The 17,838-nt window shown below is 56.6% G+C and carries 9 protein-coding genes; 4 read left to right on the top strand and 5 right to left on the bottom strand.

Annotated features, from left to right (window positions below; translation table 11 throughout):
- Nucleotides 1-283: 283 nt before the first annotated feature.
- Together WNY37_RS13865 and WNY37_RS13860 are read right to left on the bottom strand one after the other, a co-directional pair.
- Complete coding sequence (locus WNY37_RS13865; protein ID WP_342973983.1) at nucleotides 284-1,396, bottom strand: tyrosine-protein phosphatase; 1,113 nt, start codon at nucleotides 1,394-1,396, stop codon at nucleotides 284-286.
- Nucleotides 1,397-1,422: 26 nt separating this feature from the next.
- Nucleotides 1,423-3,942 (bottom strand): TonB-dependent receptor, encoded by a 2,520-nt coding sequence (locus tag WNY37_RS13860; RefSeq protein WP_342973982.1) that lies wholly within the window; start codon nucleotides 3,940-3,942, stop codon nucleotides 1,423-1,425.
- Nucleotides 3,943-4,211: 269 nt separating this feature from the next.
- On the opposite strand from WNY37_RS13860, the gene WNY37_RS13855 reads away from it, so the two are divergent.
- Together WNY37_RS13855 and WNY37_RS13850 are read left to right on the top strand one after the other, a co-directional pair.
- On the top strand, nucleotides 4,212-5,426 hold the full coding sequence (locus WNY37_RS13855) for a TetR family transcriptional regulator (protein WP_342973981.1): 1,215 nt from the start codon (nucleotides 4,212-4,214) through the stop codon (nucleotides 5,424-5,426).
- 279 nt (nucleotides 5,427-5,705) lie between these two features.
- A complete protein-coding gene (locus WNY37_RS13850; RefSeq protein WP_342973980.1) occupies nucleotides 5,706-6,506 on the top strand; it encodes a DeoR/GlpR family DNA-binding transcription regulator in 801 nt (266 codons plus the stop codon).
- Nucleotides 6,507-6,614: 108 nt separating this feature from the next.
- Here WNY37_RS13850 and WNY37_RS13845 read toward each other — a convergent pair whose 3' ends face one another.
- Nucleotides 6,615-9,260 (bottom strand): TonB-dependent receptor, encoded by a 2,646-nt coding sequence (locus tag WNY37_RS13845; RefSeq protein WP_342973979.1) that lies wholly within the window; start codon nucleotides 9,258-9,260, stop codon nucleotides 6,615-6,617.
- 472 nt (nucleotides 9,261-9,732) lie between these two features.
- On the opposite strand from WNY37_RS13845, the gene WNY37_RS13840 reads away from it, so the two are divergent.
- Nucleotides 9,733-13,140, top strand: a complete 3,408-nt coding sequence (locus tag WNY37_RS13840) for a glycosyl hydrolase (RefSeq protein ID WP_342973978.1) — start codon at nucleotides 9,733-9,735, stop codon at nucleotides 13,138-13,140.
- A gap of 184 nt (nucleotides 13,141-13,324) precedes the next feature.
- Here WNY37_RS13840 and WNY37_RS13835 read toward each other — a convergent pair whose 3' ends face one another.
- Nucleotides 13,325-15,100, bottom strand: a complete 1,776-nt coding sequence (locus WNY37_RS13835; RefSeq protein WP_342973977.1) for a nucleoside transporter — start codon at nucleotides 15,098-15,100, stop codon at nucleotides 13,325-13,327.
- A gap of 153 nt (nucleotides 15,101-15,253) precedes the next feature.
- On the opposite strand from WNY37_RS13835, the gene lldD reads away from it, so the two are divergent.
- On the top strand, nucleotides 15,254-16,387 hold the full coding sequence (lldD, locus tag WNY37_RS13830) for an FMN-dependent L-lactate dehydrogenase LldD (RefSeq protein ID WP_342973976.1): 1,134 nt from the start codon (nucleotides 15,254-15,256) through the stop codon (nucleotides 16,385-16,387).
- Nucleotides 16,388-16,407: 20 nt separating this feature from the next.
- Here the strand turns inward: lldD and WNY37_RS13825 are convergent, their stop codons facing one another.
- The gene (locus WNY37_RS13825) at nucleotides 16,408-17,820 is read right to left on the bottom strand and encodes a carbohydrate kinase (RefSeq protein ID WP_342973975.1); all 1,413 of its coding nucleotides are present in this window, start codon (nucleotides 17,818-17,820) and stop codon (nucleotides 16,408-16,410) included.
- Between the last annotated feature and the right edge of the window lie 18 nt (nucleotides 17,821-17,838).

Raw genomic sequence — 17,838 nt, 5'->3', positions numbered from 1 at the left:
TTACAGGCGCGTCACTCTGAAAATTTCGAGATATGGGGCGTTGTGCCATGCAAAATGCGAGAGCAAACTTGCAGTTTGCATCACTGCGGCGGGGCTTTTTCGAAGAGATTTGGCGTGAGTTGTACGTCCTGTGAATGCCGGTGAGACGAGCCGTAGACGCGTCAGCGCCGGGCGTATTGGCGGACATGAAAAATCGCCGGCTGAGCTTTCAGACTCAGCCGGCGACGGGATTTACTATTCGAGCAAGAGGATCTTGCAGGAAACGATGTGGGTGACCGCTGACCTAGTTCAGCAGCGCTTCGCGGATCGCCTCGAGTTCCTCATCGGTGACGTCGATTTCCTCCTTCAGGAATGTCATGACAGAGCCGTGCGTTTCCTCGATGTCGGCGAGCGCCGTCTCGATATAGAGCGGGTCTGACCGCATCAGCGGCGCAACCATTTCCGGTGGCAATTGAGCCAGGAAGGCATAAGGGCTGTCTGCAGGTATTTCCTGACCGTCGCCAACGAACTCCTCCATGTAATCCACATAGACTTCCGACAGGGCATAGTCGGCGACGACCGTATCGCGCGGGACGCCAAGGGCGGTGAGCAGGAGGGCTGCGCCGATACCTGTGCGGTCCTTGCCGGCTGTGCAGTTGAAAGCCAGCGGGATCTCGCCAGCGGCCAGCCGGTCGAACATCTCACGATAGGCCGGCGCCTGGTCCGCGGCGATGCCGGCATAGCTCTGGGCCATGTTCTGGCTCACCATTTCGGGGGTTGCGTCCGGGTTCTGGAAGATGGCCATGAGGCCCATCGAGTCACCCTCTTCAGGGTCCGGAAACGTCAGATACTCGATCTCACCGGCGCGCCATTCGGTTGGCTCTTCGGCCCGCTCATGCGCTGTGCGAAAATCGCAAATGACCTGGATGCCGAGCCCGGAGAGGTAGTCGTAGTCCTGGTCGGTGAGACCGTCCATGACGCCCGAGCGATAGAGCTTGCCCCACTTCACAGAACGGCCATCGGAGGTTTTATAACCGCCAAGATCGCGGAAGTTGCGTCCGCCTTCCAGCGGGAGAAGGCGCAGCGCTGTGCGTACGGCTTCCCCTTCTTCTGGCACGATCAGGAAATAATGACGCTGGTCGAGTGAGTCGGCGGTCCAGTTCAGCGAGTCAGTTTCCGGATTGTCGGCGATGACAATGCCCTTGCCGGGCATGGTCTGTTCGTCGAGAGCGACTTCTACGCGCTCGATTTCGCCCAGCGACGCAGGCCAGTTGATCGTGTAGGTCCGCGTCGGCTTGTCGAGGCTGACGGCGATCTCGGTGATGCCGGCGGCGTCGATCCGGTCCTGGGCCGCAGATGAACCGCTAGCGGCGATCACTGCAAGCGAGGCGGCAGTCAGGTATTTCTGGATGGACATCGTGATGTCTCCTTCTTGGCGTTTCCTTAGTAATCGACTCGGATGCCGAACAGCCAGCGGCGGCCATAGCCTTCGACCTGGTTCGGCGTTGCTGGTGTCGCGATGTATCGGACATCGGTTTCGTCGGTGAGATTGTTGCCATTGGCAAAAAGGGTGAAACGGGCATTGGAGAACTCGACCGGCAGGTTGTAGCGGATCGAGGCATCGACGCGGGACTGTTCATCCCAGTATTCCCCGAGGCTGTCATTCTCCGTCGTCGACAGCCATGCGTCCCGATACTGATAGTTCACCCGGGCAGACAGGCCAAATTTCTCGTAGAACACAGATGCGTTGAAGACCGTGTCCGATGTGCCCGGCAGCGAGAACGTGTTTCCGGAATTGGTCTCGAATTCACTGTCCAGCAGGGTCAGGTTGCCGCTGACACCGAAGCCGTCAAACGGCTCTGGCAGGATGTCATCGGCCTGCGCGATGACGCTGGCCTCAACGCCCGAGAGGTGACCGTTTTTGCCGTTGACGAAGCCGACAAGCGTCCAGTCTTCGCCAGCAGCCGTCGGCAGGTAGAAGCCGCCGTCGACCTTTGTGGAGTCTGCGTAGATGACATCGTCGACATTCCGGTAGAATGCCCCGACCGACAACAGGCTTGCCGGCGCAAAATAGTATTCCAGAGACACGTCGCCGCCCCAGGTCGTTTCCGGGTCAAGCTTCGGATTTCCGCCGATCACCGTCTGGCTCGTCGCGTCAACACTCGCCGAGGCGCGAAGCTCATTATAGCTCGGGCGGCTGACGCCGGTGGAGCCGGAAAAGCGCAGCTTAAGATCATCGGTGAGGTCGAGATTCAGGTGGGCACTTGGCAGGACATTGAAATAGTCGTCGCTATAGGCGAGATCGAGCGAAGGGCCGGAAGACGTATAGTCGGTGTATTCGACCCGTGCGCCGTATACGAAATTGCCCCATTCGAACTCAGTGGTCGCCATTCCGTAGGCCGCGATGATATCTTCCTCGATGGCAATTTCCTGGTCTGGCGGCACGGTGACATCGAGCCCGTCAAACGCCTCCGAAAAGGCCCGCCGAAGCGCATCATTGCGAAAATATGTGGCGCCGATCGAATTGTTGAAATCGGTATACCAGGGCACACCGGTCGTGAACTGATCGAAGTCGAATGTCGGCGGAAAGTACTCAATCTGCTGAACCATGCCGTTGCCGGCTGCGTCCCGCGTGTCGAACTGGAAGCCGGTCTTCACGGTCGTGTCGCGGCCAAACAGGGTCATATCCTTTTCGGCATCGAGCTTTGCCTTCCAGGCTTCATTGTCGAGCTTTGAATCAACGGTCAGAGCCAGCGTAACGGCGTAGTCGAGGAAGTTGATGTCAGTTGGGGTTTGCGTGAAAGGCTCGAAGAGATTGACGACGGGCGAATTGACATCGGTCAGGTCGTAGCCTGCCGCCACGGTTGCTGCCCGGCTGTACGGGATCGGCAAAAACGTATTGTCGGTCGTCTCCGTGTAGTTCAGGCGGGCTTCCATGAACCAGCCGCCGGCCTCGAAGTCTGCGCCGAGCGTCGATGTCCAGGTCGAGTTGTCATAACGGCCATCCTCGAGGAGCCGGTTGACTAGGACGAGCGGCTGGTATCCCGTGTCGCCCGGAGCGACAGCGCCGCTGATGGCATCGGCTCCGCCAGCAAAGTCGAACACATACTGGTTGCGTTCTTCCTGATCGACGAATTCGGTGTACAGCGTGGACAGGAATAGCCGGTCAAGGGCCGTGCCATCGGGCCGGAACTCAAGACGGCCGCCATAGGCTGTGTCTTCGCGTTCCACGAAATAGGACCGGAAATCCAGTTCGTTGACGACAAGGTCACCGCTTTCATCAAGGTCCAGGTCGAACTCGCGATTGTCCGTGTTCTGGACGCGCCGGTTGAACGAGCCGAACGCCACCCAGCCGAAATTGTCGTTCGACCAGCTGATCCGCCCATTATACTTGTTGATCGGGCCACCGCCGAGCTCCTGCTCGCCGTAGCCGGCTTCTAGCGATGCGCTGAAGCCGTCTACATCGAACGGATTGAACGTCTTGACGTTGATGAACCCGGAAACCGCCTCGCCGGGCATGTTCGGTGTGATCGCCTTGTTGGCTTCGACCGAAGAGGTGATCACCGAGGGAAAGCTGTCAAAGCGGGGAATTCGTCCATTCTGGGCGCCTGGAACGTCAATGCCGTCAAATGCGATGGCCGTGAAGCGGAAAGGGGCGCCGCGGAAGTTAATGTAGCGCGCCTGTCCCTGGTCACGCTCGATTGCGAGACCCGGAAGCCGTCCAAGCGAGTCAGCAAGGTTCTGGTCGGGAAAACGGCCAATCGTGTCGGCTGAAATGATATCGACGACATTGTCGGCATTGCGCTTGGCTTCAATGGCAGCCTGCTGGCTGTCACGAATGGGTGTCGCGGTGACGAAGACGACTTGCTGGCGCGCCTCCGCGTCTTCCTGTGCGGCGGCAGGCATCGCTGCCATCAGCGCGGCACCGGCGAGAAGTGTGGTTTTGAACGGTGTGTTGAGCATGCTTCGATCCCCTCTGGATTAACGAAGCGGCAACTACCAACACTGAACGTACGTACCAAAACAAGATTCCATGAAGCTTTAGCGTCGGATTTATGACGCGCTGCAACAAAAACGTCAAGAATGCCAGCTTTCCTCTGCTTTATCAGCTAGATTCAAGGGGGCCTGAACTTGCTTTGCTCTTGAAGCGCAGCAAAATTTTCGACAGGCTTTGAGGCGTAATTTGATCGAAGGGTGTTGTTCAAGTGTACCAATCCGGCCGGCCGACTGACATGGAAAGTGGTGACGACGTTCTTGGGGCGGCAGCTGATCAAATCCTGAGGTCTGGACTGAAAGGTCTGACATTACGCAGCCTTGCGCAGAGTGTGGGCATCAGTCCGTCATTATTGAGCTACCGGTATGGCTCTCGTGAGAACCTGATCCTTGCTGTGTTTGAGCAGGCAATATCGGCTCGGGAAGAAAATTTTGCCGGACTCGCAAGCCAGCTTCACGGCGTAGCGTCCCGGCCGGATCAGCTGCCCAGTCTCGCCCTCGGCGTTGCTGGCGTGACCACCGGTCCGCAGGCCGACATCGCCCTTATCGGCTGGGTCGGCCAGGCCGTATCACAGCGGATTCCCGGGCTGGCGGAGATCATGGCCAACTGGCCCGCTTCCGCCTGCAGTTTCTGGGCCGAGCGGTTTGATGAAATGGGCATCGAGCGTCAACTGGCTTACGCTTTTTCCGCCGGGTTCGAGGTGGCGGTTCGGATTGGATTACTGGCAGGGTCCGATGCACGAATTAAGATCTGGATGACCGACGTGATCCTGCGGTTGTGCGAACGCATCACCCGCTGCCCCGTGTCTTCTCCGGGCGATAGTGCTGCGCGTCAGCAACTCGCCGCAGCGGGATTGAACCAGGCCGCTGCCGCTCCCGAGCCGAGAACGGGCACCGCTGAGCGTATCATCGAGGCAGCCTGCGCCCTGATCCTCTCACATGGTCCTGATGCTCTGTCCCATAGACTGATCGCTAGCGAAACGGGCATCTCCCTGTCATCCATGACCCACCATTTCCGCTCGATCGACGAGATCATGATGCGCGCATTTGATCGCATCTATGAGCGCGCACGTCGCGAGACCTCGGACCGGGTGCCCGACGTCAACACGATCGATGAATTGTGCTCGACTGTGTTGCCGGCGATCCTTGAGAGGGCGAGCATGCGCGGCTCTGAGAATACGGCAATGGATGAAATCATCCTGGCCGCTTCAAGAAGCCCCGATGCCGCGTCCTATTCCGGGGCGCTTCTCGCCATGACGGGCCGAACGTCGACATTGATGTTACGCTCGATCGATTCTGTCGGCGAACGTGCCGACAGGCTGGACGGGCAGGTCTTTCGTTTCATTCTGACAGGACTTTCAGAGCAGGCGGCGTCGATGCCCGCCGAAGATCGAGCCATCTGGCTGACGGAGCAATGCGGATGCTTCCTTCACGCCTGCTGGGATCGGCAATAAGCTGCGATGTCCGCTTCGAGCACCCTTTGACATGATGCCGCCCACTGATGGGCCGGATAAAAAAATAAACATAAACACCAGGGGACGAGCCGTGATCGGGCCGCTGCGACAAGATCCAGCGATGATTTCGACCTTGCCATAATAGCCTTGCCGACTTTGTGGGCGATCTCAGACGGAAAATTGTCCGTCGTGCGCCATGTGAGGTCGTGCTTGCCTGTTGTGGGACAATTTTTGAGTGATATTGATGGATTGTAGACGATTTTCAGTCATATTGGTCAGATGCACTCAAACGAACGCGAAACCATCATCCTTTCACTTCTTGCCGCGAAGAGTTTTATCTCGTTCAGGGAGCTGGAAAGCAGTCTCGACAGTTCACCGGCTACAATTCGCCGGGATCTCGAAAAACTGTCCAGGGAAGGTAAGCTCGAACGCGTACGCGGCGGGGCAAAGAGACACGATGCGTCCCGCGTCCAAAATATCCAGAATTTGATGTCAGAGTTCCGGCTCGATGGTGTGCCTTTCCACGAGAACGTCACGTTAAACCAGCATGAAAAGCAGCTTATCGGCAAGGCCGCTGCGGGCTTTTGTTCGGAAGGCGAAGCGGTGATGATTGATGGAGGCTCGACAACACTACAGATGTGTTCCCATCTGGATGGCCTCGGCATGCAGATACTAACGAATTCGCTTTACATTGTTCTGGCACTCCTGCCGCAGAGCACCACGCGCATACTCGTGCCGGGCGGCGCTATATTCCGCGAGCAGAACATTATTTTGTCCGTTTTTGGCGACGACTGTATGCCACGCTTTCATGCCCCGCGACTATTCATCGGTGCAGCCGCTATTGGTCGGCAGGGACTCATGCAGGAGGACGTTGTGCTCGTTGCCGGAGAGCGGCGGTTTATTGAGCGTGCCGACGAGATCATCGTTCTCGCCGATGCCACAAAGTTCGATCAACCGTCCGGCAATGTCGTCTGCCCACTTGAGCAGGTCCACACAATCATCACAGACGCACGGATCACAGACAAAGCGGCCAGCTTTGTGGAAAGTGCTGGCGTAAATCTGATCGTCGCAGACCAGTAATTGGCTTCGGTTCCGGTTTACCAGTCCGGCTCGGGGAGGAAGTCGAGCCGGACTGGTACACACCAGGCACAGGGTGAGGCCATGCCTGGAATGATCTCCCGAATGTCTTCAGAATTCGAATGCCGCAGTCAGGAAATAGGACCTGGGCTGAGCTGTCAGAATGGACAGGAGCTGATCAGGATCTGCCTGCAATGACGCCTGTGTGAGAGCCTGACGATCAAGTGACGCAAGCAAGCCGCCAGAAGGCGCCCAGCTCAGAACCCCATTTTCTTCGTTTAGCACGTTCTTGATGTCAGCGCGTAGCTCCCAGGAGTCGTTGATCTGAAATGACAGGCCTGCGTCAAAAATGGAATAAGCGGGCAGTTCAAACGCATTATTCCTGTTCGCCGGACGGTCACCCAGATAGTTCCAGGTTACAAAGCCGGACAGGCGATCGGTTGGCTCATAGCTCAGCGTAGAGCGCACAAGGATATCCGGCACATTGTCTGAATCACCGTCAGGTGTGGACACGAGCACGTCGTCAGACCTGACCGGAGTATTCGCGACCCATATGCCAAAGCCGGTCGATTCCGATTTCTGAAGCGTGACTGCGGACCTCATATTCAGAGTATCCGTGAGCTGATAATCGGCCTCAATCTCTACACCCGTCGTCACAAGTTTTCCGGACGTCGGGGTTGGAGAATAGGGGGTCCCATTTTCATCGGTGAATAACTGGGTGCTCGTCACATTGTCGAGCTCACTCCAGAACGGGAAGGCCGCCAGGTTGAGGTTGTCGCCCGAATACTTCAAGCCGATTTCGAACTGGGTGATCTCCTGTGGTTCGATGAAGAGCGTACTGATCTCATCCGGCGTATCCAGATCGATCATGGTCTGAAAATCCGGTGCTTTCTTGCCTGAAGAATAACGCGCATATGCCTGTACCCGATCCGTAAATTCGTACGCGAGCGACGTTGAATATGAGACATAGTCATAGTCGCGCGTCGCGCTGAGCGGAGCGCTCTGCACACTCGGGAAATTGTCGTAGAGCGTCAAAGGATCACCATCTGCGCCGCCAGGCGTGGGCGATGGATTGGGAACACCGACCTTGTTGGTGGTCTCATATTCGATGTTCTCGTAGCGAAGCCCCCAGTCAAACATCAGCCTGTCGGTGATATCCCAGGCATGCCCGAAAAAGATCGAATATTGCTCCTGCGTTCCTACAGTTTCATTGCCACCACCGTAGGTGTCACCATGAGCGGCGAATCCTTCAGGAGACGTCACCTGAACAACATCTCCGTTCGCCAGAGTCAGGTCGATATCATACAAGGCCGGTTGGTTCGTGATGCCCGACACGCCAATCCCACCACCATTTGCTCTGTAGTGAATATCGGCGTTCGAATAGAAACCGCCCAGAGTGAGGGAGTGGTCGCCAAATGTCTTCGATAGCTGGAATTGATCCATGAACTCATCGACTTCAAAAAGGGGATCAAAGGCGACCTGGCTCAAGACGCCACCGGGCAGCACGCCCTGATTGGGAAGATTGTTTTGTGTCAGGGTCAGATCAACGCCGACGACTGAAACCACTTCTGCCGCGAGACTTCCGTCAGACCTGTTTCTGAAACTGTAAGTCCCTGGCGTGCCGAACGAGTTGGAGAATATGTAGATTAGCGGATCGGTGATGGGAATCGGGAAGATCACTGCACCGGTATTCCAGTCAGTTGAGCTCTCCTGATAACGGACCACGTTCGAAGCCCGCCATCCGTCTCCAAAATCGTGCGACCATTTAGATCCAAGTGCGACCTGTTTGGACTGCACCCGGCGGGTGGCGTCCCAGTCGCTCCTGCCGCCTGTTGGATTAATCCAGCTGTGAGGCGCGGCGGGAGGGAGGAAAGAATCCGTCGGAGATATGCCGGGCGCAAAGCTCGGGTCGTCATGATTGAAAGCAGGCAAGAACTCATGGAAGCCGTTGCTGTCATCGAGATACTTACCGGTGAAGGTCAGCTCCCCGTCGCCATAATCCCAGACCAGATTGCCGCGGATCTGACCGCCCTTGTTGAGCGAATAGCCGGGATCACGGGCACCATCAGATTCACGATAGAAGCCTGCGACAGAATAGTAGAGATCGCCTGAGTCGCCAATCTCGCCGCCATAGTAGAAGTCGCCCCGGTAATAGGGGTTTTTGCCGTCCCCTTCGAGGCCCGTCTTGAACTCGACCATACCACCCGGATCGTCTCGGCCATTCTTCGAAATATAGTTGAAGATGCCGCCCGGCGCGTTCGGCCCGGTAATGGTTGCCGTTCCGCCGCGCAAGGCCTCAAGACGTGACAGCATCAAATCAGGGCGCGAGTAAAAATCGGGCCCATAGTTTGTCATCAGCACACTGGAGACTGGCAACCCGTCTTCCTGAAGCGAGACATAAAAGTAACCGCTGGCGGCTTCGTTCGACCCTGCCGAAACACCTCGCGAATACACGACGTTACGAATCTCGCCCAAGCCCGAATTCACATAGACGCCGGGCACAGATTTAAGCAGATCCGCAGCGCTCGTAGGTGCGGCCTGCTGAATTTCACTTTCGGAAAGCGCCGTTACAGCAACAGGCGCATCTTCAAGGGCTGTTTCCTTGAAGACGCCGGTAACGATGACCCGGTCCAGCTCGTGGACCTCATCTTCGGTCGACGCTTCTTCTGTTGGTCCAGGCTCTGTCTGCGCAATCGCGGCAGGGATAAATGACAACACCCCGAACAAGGCCGTTGAGCCCACAAGCAATTTTTTCATTCTATTTCTCCTCCCCAGAGATGATTTGTATTGATTATCTATGAGGGTTTATGATTGCATTGCATGCAATATCCGTCAATTGCAATATTTTAGAAATTGTGCGCCAATGATAAAATGCATGCAATATTTTTTCGAGCGCTAGGTCGCTAATCCCCCGTGGTTCTGAACATAGTCTGGGAGATTTCACGGCCAGCGCTCGCGCACTTTTATGTTTTCTGCACGGGCATCGCGAGCAAATTAAGGTTGCCCGTCGTCAAGCTCAACAGTTGCATCGGAGTTGAAAGACCATCTTTTGATCCATTATGATCATGCGCAATCAATAAGTGTCACCAAAGAAGTGATCGATTTAGATAAGGGAGGCGTTCAGCCGCGATGCACCATGCTTTTAAAAGCTCGAGCGCGACTTTTCTCGGTTCTTGCGTGACTCCGACAAGACACTTCCAAAAAGAAAAACGGCATTGAAGGAGCCGCCATGTCCAGACCATCTCGCCTCGCTCTCGCGCTTACCGCGTCCACCTGCCTCGTATCCTGCGCCGTGTCACCCACCCCAAGAGAGGCGTCGATTCCTGAATCCGGAGTGGCGGCCGCCGCGTTCCAGGAACAGTTCGACGCCCCCCCGCTCAGTGCCAGACCGCGGGTCTGGTGGCACTGGATGAATGGCAATGTTTCCATTGATGGAATTGAAAAAGACCTCACCTGGATGCACGATGTCGGCATTGGCGGACTTCAGCATTTTGACGCCAATCTGATCACGCCTCAGATCGTGGATGAGCGGCTCGTTTACATGAGCGCGACATGGAAGGAGGCCTTCCAATATGCCGTCCGGCGTGCAGACGAACTGGGGCTGGAGATGGCAATCGCCGCCTCACCCGGCTGGTCAGAGACGGGCGGCCCGTGGGTTGAGCCGCAGGACGGCATGAAAAAGGTGGTCTGGTCCACAGCATATGTGAGCGGCGGTCAGCCTGTCGAAGATCCGTTGCCGCAACCCCCTTCGAATGCCGGCCCCTTTCAGGATCTCGAAGTCGATGAAGGAATCATCGCGCTGATATCCGGCGGAGAGATGCCGGAAGCTCCTGACTTCTATGAGGACATTGGCGTCTTCGCGATTCCCGTAGCAAAGCCAGCTCCGGATCTGAAACCAAGCTACCATTCTGGCGAAGTCCTTCTGGACGGGGGCCTTTTGACCGACAATCTTTATGCTCAAAGTCTGAGTATCCGCAGGGGCACCGAGGACAATCCGGCAACGATCGAGATCAGCTACGATTCCCCCGTGACCATTCGGTCCGCAACGCTGTTTCTGCCCGGCGGTGCAGGCTCTTTCAATGAGGTCTACTTTGATCCCTATCTTGAATTCCGTGGACCGAATGGCTGGGTAAAACTGGTGGATCTGGGGCTGTCTGTTGCTCCGACCACGGTGAGTTTTGCGCCGGTTACAGCCTCGGACTTCAGAATTGTCCTGACACCGAATACCGAGCCTGGCGCGGCGAATTTCGTTCCGGCCCCCGGTGCCATCGATCCGTTCTCAGCCCTTCGTGGCGAACCGCCTGAAAACATAGAAGTATCCGAACTCGTTCTGTCCAGCGCTGCCAGAATAGATCGCTACGAAGCCAAGGCAGGCTATTCGCTCGTGCCCGACTATTATGCGCTCGATTCATCTAATGCTGCAGGCGGCGAATCTGTGCCCGCAGAGGATGTGATTGATCTGACATCCCAACTTCAGCCCGACGGCACACTCGACTGGACGCCGCCACCTGGCGACTGGAAAATCATTCGCATGGGCTGGTCCCTCACGGGCAAGGTCAATCACCCCGCAACGACTGAAGCGACAGGGCTTGAAGTCGATAAGTTCGACGGACAGGCTGTGCGCCGATATTTCGAGACCTATCTTGGCATGTTTGAAGATACGGTCGGCGCTGACCTGATGGGCGACCATGGCATCCGGTCCGTGGTGACGGATTCTATCGAAGTTGGCGCGTCTAACTGGACGCCGGCTCTGATTGCGGAATTCAAGGCGCGGCGCGGTTATGATCCCATCCCGTTCCTGCCAACGCTGACAGGCGAGATCATTGGCTCGCGCGAGGACGCCGACCGCTTCCTGTTTGATTACCGCCGCACCCTCGCCGATCTCATTGCCGAGGAACACTATGGCACAATTGCCGATATCGCCCATGAACGCGATATGACGGTTTATGGCGAAGCGCTCGAGGGCCAGCGGGTGTCTATCGGCGACGATGTGAACATGCGCCGATTTGCCGATTATCCCATGGCAGCGATGTGGACTTATCCTCCGAATGGAGAACCGAAAGATACCCACCCGATTGACATGAAGGGCGCTGCCTCGGCGGCACACCTGTACGGGCGCAGAATAGTGGCCGCCGAATCCATGACGTCGGCGGTTTATCCTTGGGGCCATGCCCCTTCGGATTTAAGAAAAGTGGTCGATTTTGAGTTCGCGCACGGCATCAATCGCGTCGTTGTGCATACTTCGGTCCACAATCCAGGAGAGTTGAAACCCGGATTGTCGTTGTTGATCTTCGGTCAGTTCTTCAATCGCCATGAAGCCTGGGCCCCCATGGCCGGAAGCTGGGTTGATTATCTGTCGCGTAACAGCTTCCTGCTTCAGCAGGGTCAGAACTTCGCCGATATCGGATATGTCTATGGCGAAGAAGCGCCGCTGGCGGGACTAAACGCTTCAGGCAAGCTGAACGACCTGCCGACAAAGTATGGCTATGACTTTGTCTCCGAACATGCCGTGCTCAATTTGCTCGACATTGACCGGGGGGACGTCGTTGCCCCCTCCGGAGCCAGATACAGCGTATTATATCTGGGCGGCAGCAGCCGGGAGAAAATGACCCTGCCTATGCTCAGAAAACTCGATGAGCTGGTTGAAGCCGGCGCGACTCTGGTCGGCCTGCCGCCCGCTGCTGCTCCCGGATTGAAAGATGATCAGGCAGAGTTCGAGGCGCTGGTCGAAGCCATGTGGTCAGGCGAGGTTGAAACCTCACTGGGGGCGGGCCGCATCGTTGCCAAGTCCAGCATCGAAGAGGCGCTCGGTTATATCGGCCTCCCCGCTGACTTTGATTATTCCGCAAGCGAGAGCGACGCCGAAATTCTGTTTGTACATCGCCAGCTGGACGACGATCACATCTATTTCGTCAACAACCGGGAAGATGTCGAACTCAAGGTCGATGCCTTGTTTCGTGTCGACGGCAAAACGCCTGAAATCTGGCGCGCTGATACAGGTGAAATCGAACCCGTCTCCTACCGGATCGAAAATGGCCTGACCCATGTGCCGCTGACATTTGCGCCCGGCGACAGCTTTTTCGTTGTCTTCCAGGGTGAGGCCGAAGCGAAGTCTGTGACCATCGACACGCCCGCGCTCCAGAAAATGGCGGATCTCAGCACAGATTGGACGGTGAGCTTTGAACCTGATCTCGGCGCTCCGGACGGAATGACCCTTCCGGTTCTCGCGCCACTCAACGAACAGGCTGAGGACGGGATCAAGTATTATTCGGGCATCTCGACCTATTCGCGACGCTTCGATCTGCCAGACGGTATGAGCTCGAGTGCTGATCCGGTCATCCTTGATCTTGGTCGCGTTGGCGATGTCGCTGAGATCCATGTGAATGGTGAGGAAGTGACGACCTTGTGGAAGGCGCCATGGACAGCTGATATCTCGGAATTTGTGAAGGACGGAGCCAATGAGATCACGGTGAAGGTCGCCAATCTCTGGGTCAACCGGCTGATCGGCGATATGCAGCCGGACGCTGACAAGATCACATTCACGACCATTCCCACCTACATGCCTGATGCGCCCCTGCGCCCGTCTGGCCTGATCGGACCCGTGAGTCTGATGACTGAAGCAAAAGCGGCAGACTAAGCCGAGAGCCTGGCAACGCTGAAAACGAACACCATGCCGAGCTGGGCTTTATTGTCAGCACAAGTCGAACGTTTTGGTCTCTTTATTTTATCCACGGACAGAGCTCCCGAGCCCTGTCCGTGGATAAGTCATGTGTTGTGGGATTGCAGACGGCGCGCGATTTGGCTCTGCCGCCGGATGAGCCTCACGCAGCGAGTTCTCGCTTCTCACCGGGAATGATAATGGCTGCCGCGGCACACAGGAAGAAAACGAGCGTCGGCCAGATCAAATGACTGCGGAACGCATCCAGCAAACCGTCATAGGTTTCGCCGTCTGCCAACACCAGACGGATCGCTGAAACAATGATCCATGCCAGCGCCAGATAGCTCACAATTTGCAGCCCCCACCACGCCTTGGTGTAGCCGCCTGACTCATCAATCTCTGCCCCGGAAGCCAGATAATCTGCTTCGTCCTTTTGGCGCTTGGCGATCGCGGCTTCCTCCATTGAGGCTTCGGGATAGTTCCTGGCTACGCCAAATGCCTTCGCACAAAGAATGTAAACGACAGTTGCTGTAATCCACGCTGGAATCAGCAGGAAAAACTGGTGCACGCCAGCTCCGAAATAGAGACCGAATATGACAGCGAATGCCGCCGCCCAGGCAATCACCGCCGCGAAGTTGAGGCCGGATTTGCGATAGCTGTTCCAATACCGATTGAGCCCGATGCGTTTGAACAGCCAGTGTTCAGCCACAATCACCGCACCAACCGGAGACAGGGTCAGGCCCATCCAGCCGACATAGCCAAGCAATTGGGAAAACACGAAAGGCGAACAGGCGAGAACCATAGTGACGACGCCGACGATGAGTGTCACCCAGACCCGACTCCACTTTGGATTCAGGCTCTGGAAAGCCAGTCCTGCGCGATAGAGTGTCGGATTGGATGTTGTCCAGCCGGCGATAATGACCGCAAGCACGCCCGCTCCGCCGAGTGCCTGTGTGGCCACGGCACCAGGGTCGAGGGATGAAATGTCGGTTGTCAGCGCATACGCCGCGCCTGCACCCATCACGCCCGCGAAGACCCAGCAGGCAAAGTGGCCAATGAACATTCCAAGGGCCGAAAACCAGCCATAAGACTTACGCTTTGCAAACCGAAGCAGGGTCATGTCGCCGAGCGATCCGTGCATGGCGAGGTTGGCGACCCAGGCAAAGGCCGCAATCGACCAGAAGCTTTTCGCTTCGTTTGGAATCGCCCAGAAGGCCCCCTCCATTGGCGTCGGCTGGTAAACTTGCGTGGACAGCACAGACCATATCTCGCCAAGAGAGAGGGCAGGAAGGTTTGCACCAACCGCCTCGGCAAGCATCGGATACAGCGCTAGGGCACCGACGAGAAACATGCAGATCATCCACGGCACAACAGCACCGGCAAATTGCGCCAGACGTTTAAAGCCCAGAACAGCCAGCGTTACGACAACAGCGCCAACCGCCAAGGCAATCAGAATGAACCGGATGTCTGTTGGCAGAAAGCCGGTCTGCGCCTCAATGGGTGACCCGGGAAAAGCGCTGTTGAACAACACGCGGACGGCCGACGCGGACACCGTGATCATGGATCCTGCGAGTCCCAGAAACATCACGCCATTCACAACTGAATAGAGCTTGATGAAGTGACGACCGGCGATCTTCTCCAAATAGGCATAGAGCGTGAGCCTGGTGTCGACCGCAATTGGGGAGGTAACGAAGACCCAGGTCAGCACCGCGAGAAGATTGCCGAGCAGCAGGCCGAGAATCACGTCGGATGCAGCAGCGCCCGCTCCCGCAAAAAGCGCCCCGATAACAAACTCGGTACCCGCGACGTGCTCACCGGCATAATTCCCTGCAAAATAGCCGGCTGGCTGAAGCTTGTTGGGCGGAATTGGCAAATGATCCAGCCCTTCTGGTTCGCCACCCGATTTGAGAGTTTGCGCGCTTATCGCTTGATCCGTCATGAAAGGGCTCCCCGGGACAAGCTTTCGCCTGACCAATTATGATAGTTTATTGTTGTTATTGATTGCATTCGATTGAATTATCGTCAACCAAATAGCTTGATGTGTCACATCCAATGAGGAAATTGCGGGTCATTAGAGAGCAGGGAGGCAGGCATGATCATCTCCGCGCCTGAAGATTACAGGGCGAGCGCCAGACAGACACTGCCGAGATTTCTGTTTGATTACATAGATGGTGGCGCGAATTCTGAAGTCACTCTCGAACGGAACAGCTGCGATCTGCGAGAGATTGAACTCCGTCAGCGCGTTCTGAAAGGCAGCCTTGATATCGAGCTCAGCTCTCAGCTCTGGGGCCAGAATTTGGCGCTACCCGTGATCCTCGCGCCCGTCGGTCTCACCGGCATGTATGCAAAACGAGGTGAAACTCAGGCAGCTAAGGCTGCAGAACGGATCGGCATTCCCTATACGCTCTCTACTGTTTCAGTCTGTTCGATCGAGGAAGTATCAAAAGCGGTTTCCAAGCCGATCTGGTTTCAACTCTATGTCTTGCGTGATCGCGCTTTCATGAAGGATGCGCTCGAGCGCGCCATGGCGTTTGGGATCGACACGCTCGTATTTACCGTAGACATGCCCGTTCCCGGATCCCGCTATAGAGATGCACATTCAGGCATGAGTGGCCCGAATGCCGGGCTTCGAAGGATCCTTCAGGCTGTGACCCATCCCAACTGGGCTGTCTCGGTTGGCCTGTTCGGCCAGCCTCACGATTTGGGCAACATATCGGCTTATCGCGGAAAGCGGACAAATCTTGCGGATTATATCGGCTGGCTGGGTGAAAACTTTGACCCTGAAATCAGCTGGTCAGATCTTCAATGGATCCGGGATTTCTGGCCGGGCAAGCTGATCATCAAGGGCATACTCGACGCTGATGACGTAGAGGACGCAATTGCGCTTGGCGCTGATGGCCTGATCGTCTCGAACCATGGCGGGCGTCAACTCGACGGCGTGTCGTCCAGCATACGGGCATTGCCGTCAGTCGTGAAAGCGGTCGATGGCCGCGCGAGGGTCATCATGGATTCCGGTATTCGGAACGGACTGGACGTGGTTCGCGCCCTTTGCCTTGGCGCTGACGCGACCATGATCGGCCGATCCTACATTTATGCACTGGCGAGCGACGGCCAGTCCGGCGTTGAAAATCTTATGCAGCTCTACAAGAAGGAAATGCAGGTCGCGATGACCCTGATCGGTGCAGGAAGTTTATCTGACCTCACACCCGACAAGGTCCGGCTGTAAACGGATCAACTATCCGCCCCTCACGCAATCGCGCTTGCCTTTTCGGCCAGCCGCTTCCAATCGCGGAAATAGCCGGTCAAATCTGTCTCCAGCGGCTTGACCCGCTCTAACTTCGTGTTTGGCTTCAACATAGGATTGATGAGCTTAAGCGCGCCGAACGAAACATCGTTTTGGGCGTGGCACGTATAAATCGCATCATTGGGACGAAGCGATGCGAGGGCCCTGACGATCACCTCTGCTTCGGCGAACCGCCCTTCAACGAGAATGGTTTGATAAGAGCCTATAAGATCAAGGCTGGTTGTGGCGAGCATGGCCGCATAAAGACATGCACCGCTGCGCCGGGCGAACCAGTCTTCCGGCATGTCGATCCAACGTCCGCGTCCGTTCGGGTAAGGTCCGAAACCTTTTGCAAAACTTGGCTGAAGCATACGTCCATTGGCGACCAGGCCGGGTACTGCGTCCAATAATGCGGGCTGATCGGGTTTGATGTCGACACGGCGCGTATCAATACCGATCAATGTTTCGATTTCTCGCCCACCCATGAAACGTGCTGAAGGAATGGCGTCACTCCAGGCATCAACATTCAGGAGGCAATCCCGGTCCAACGGCAATGTGTTGATATTGAAAGGTGTGGCAGGCGTTCTCATCGCGACAAACCATGTGCCTGTCGACAAAACCGTGCGGTCGCCCTCTGCCATCTCATCATGGGCACGCGCCGCAACCAGGGCCGCATTGGAATCGTGAATGCCGCAATAGATCTTGACGTCCTGTGACAGACCCGTCTGTTCGGCAAGCTCTGATCGCAACGTGCCAATCGCATTGCCTGCAAACGCCTTGGGCGCGAACGCTGACGCCCAGCCCATCCGCTTCGCCATCGGCGAGTAGTCGCTCCGCAGGGGATCCCAAAGATCGGTGTGACAGCCGAGGCTCGTGACTTCGGCGCGATCAACTCCGGAAAGAAACCAGGCCCAGTATTGGGCCCAAGGCATCAGCGTGGCGCCCTCCAACAGATCCGGAATTTCGCGTTCCTGCCAATAGAGCTGCGCGCCAGCATTAAGGCCTTCGGACAAGCGTGGCGAGCCGCTGATCGAGAATGCATCGCGTTCAGCGGCATAGGCCTCGGCAATATGAGCCGGGAGGCTGGTTTCATAATCCATGGGCTGGGCAGCAAGTTTCCCGTCGCGCACGACGGCCAAAGCCGCCCCATGTGCGACCGGGATGATCTTTGTGATAATCGCCTGCTCAGAGAAGCTCTTGAGCGTATCGATCACCCATGGGGTGATCCCTTCGACATCCAGAACATCGAAATCACCTGATGAGCGTCGCTCATTCGGACGGGCTTCACGACAGATCGGCTCGCCATCTGCTGTCCATAAGCTGAGTTTGCTCATGGTTTTCCCGACATCGAGCACGACGATAGCGTTTGCTTCCATATCCTCCGCGGCCCCGCT

Source organism: Henriciella sp. AS95 (assembly GCF_038900055.1).
Classification (GTDB): Bacteria; Pseudomonadota; Alphaproteobacteria; order Caulobacterales; family Hyphomonadaceae; genus Henriciella.
The sequence above is the reverse complement of the archived record's forward strand: the minus strand, read 5'-3'. Positions and strand labels throughout refer to the sequence as shown.

Bases quoted from the DNA above. Each gene is read 5' to 3' on its own strand.
- WNY37_RS13860 (WP_342973982.1), bottom strand. From the start codon at position 3,942: ATGCTCAACACACCGTTCAAAACCACACTTCTCGCCGGTGCCGCGCTG.
- lldD (WP_342973976.1), top strand. From the start codon at position 15,254: ATGATCATCTCCGCGCCTGAAGATTACAGGGCGAGCGCCAGACAGACA.
- WNY37_RS13850 (WP_342973980.1), top strand. From the start codon at position 5,706: ATGCACTCAAACGAACGCGAAACCATCATCCTTTCACTTCTTGCCGCG.
- WNY37_RS13835 (WP_342973977.1), bottom strand. From the start codon at position 15,100: ATGACGGATCAAGCGATAAGCGCGCAAACTCTCAAATCGGGTGGCGAA.
- WNY37_RS13865 (WP_342973983.1), bottom strand. From the start codon at position 1,396: ATGTCCATCCAGAAATACCTGACTGCCGCCTCGCTTGCAGTGATCGCC.
- WNY37_RS13825 (WP_342973975.1), bottom strand. From the start codon at position 17,820: ATGGAAGCAAACGCTATCGTCGTGCTCGATGTCGGGAAAACCATGAGC.
- WNY37_RS13845 (WP_342973979.1), bottom strand. From the start codon at position 9,260: ATGAAAAAATTGCTTGTGGGCTCAACGGCCTTGTTCGGGGTGTTGTCA.
- WNY37_RS13855 (WP_342973981.1), top strand. From the start codon at position 4,212: ATGGAAAGTGGTGACGACGTTCTTGGGGCGGCAGCTGATCAAATCCTG.
- WNY37_RS13840 (WP_342973978.1), top strand. From the start codon at position 9,733: ATGTCCAGACCATCTCGCCTCGCTCTCGCGCTTACCGCGTCCACCTGC.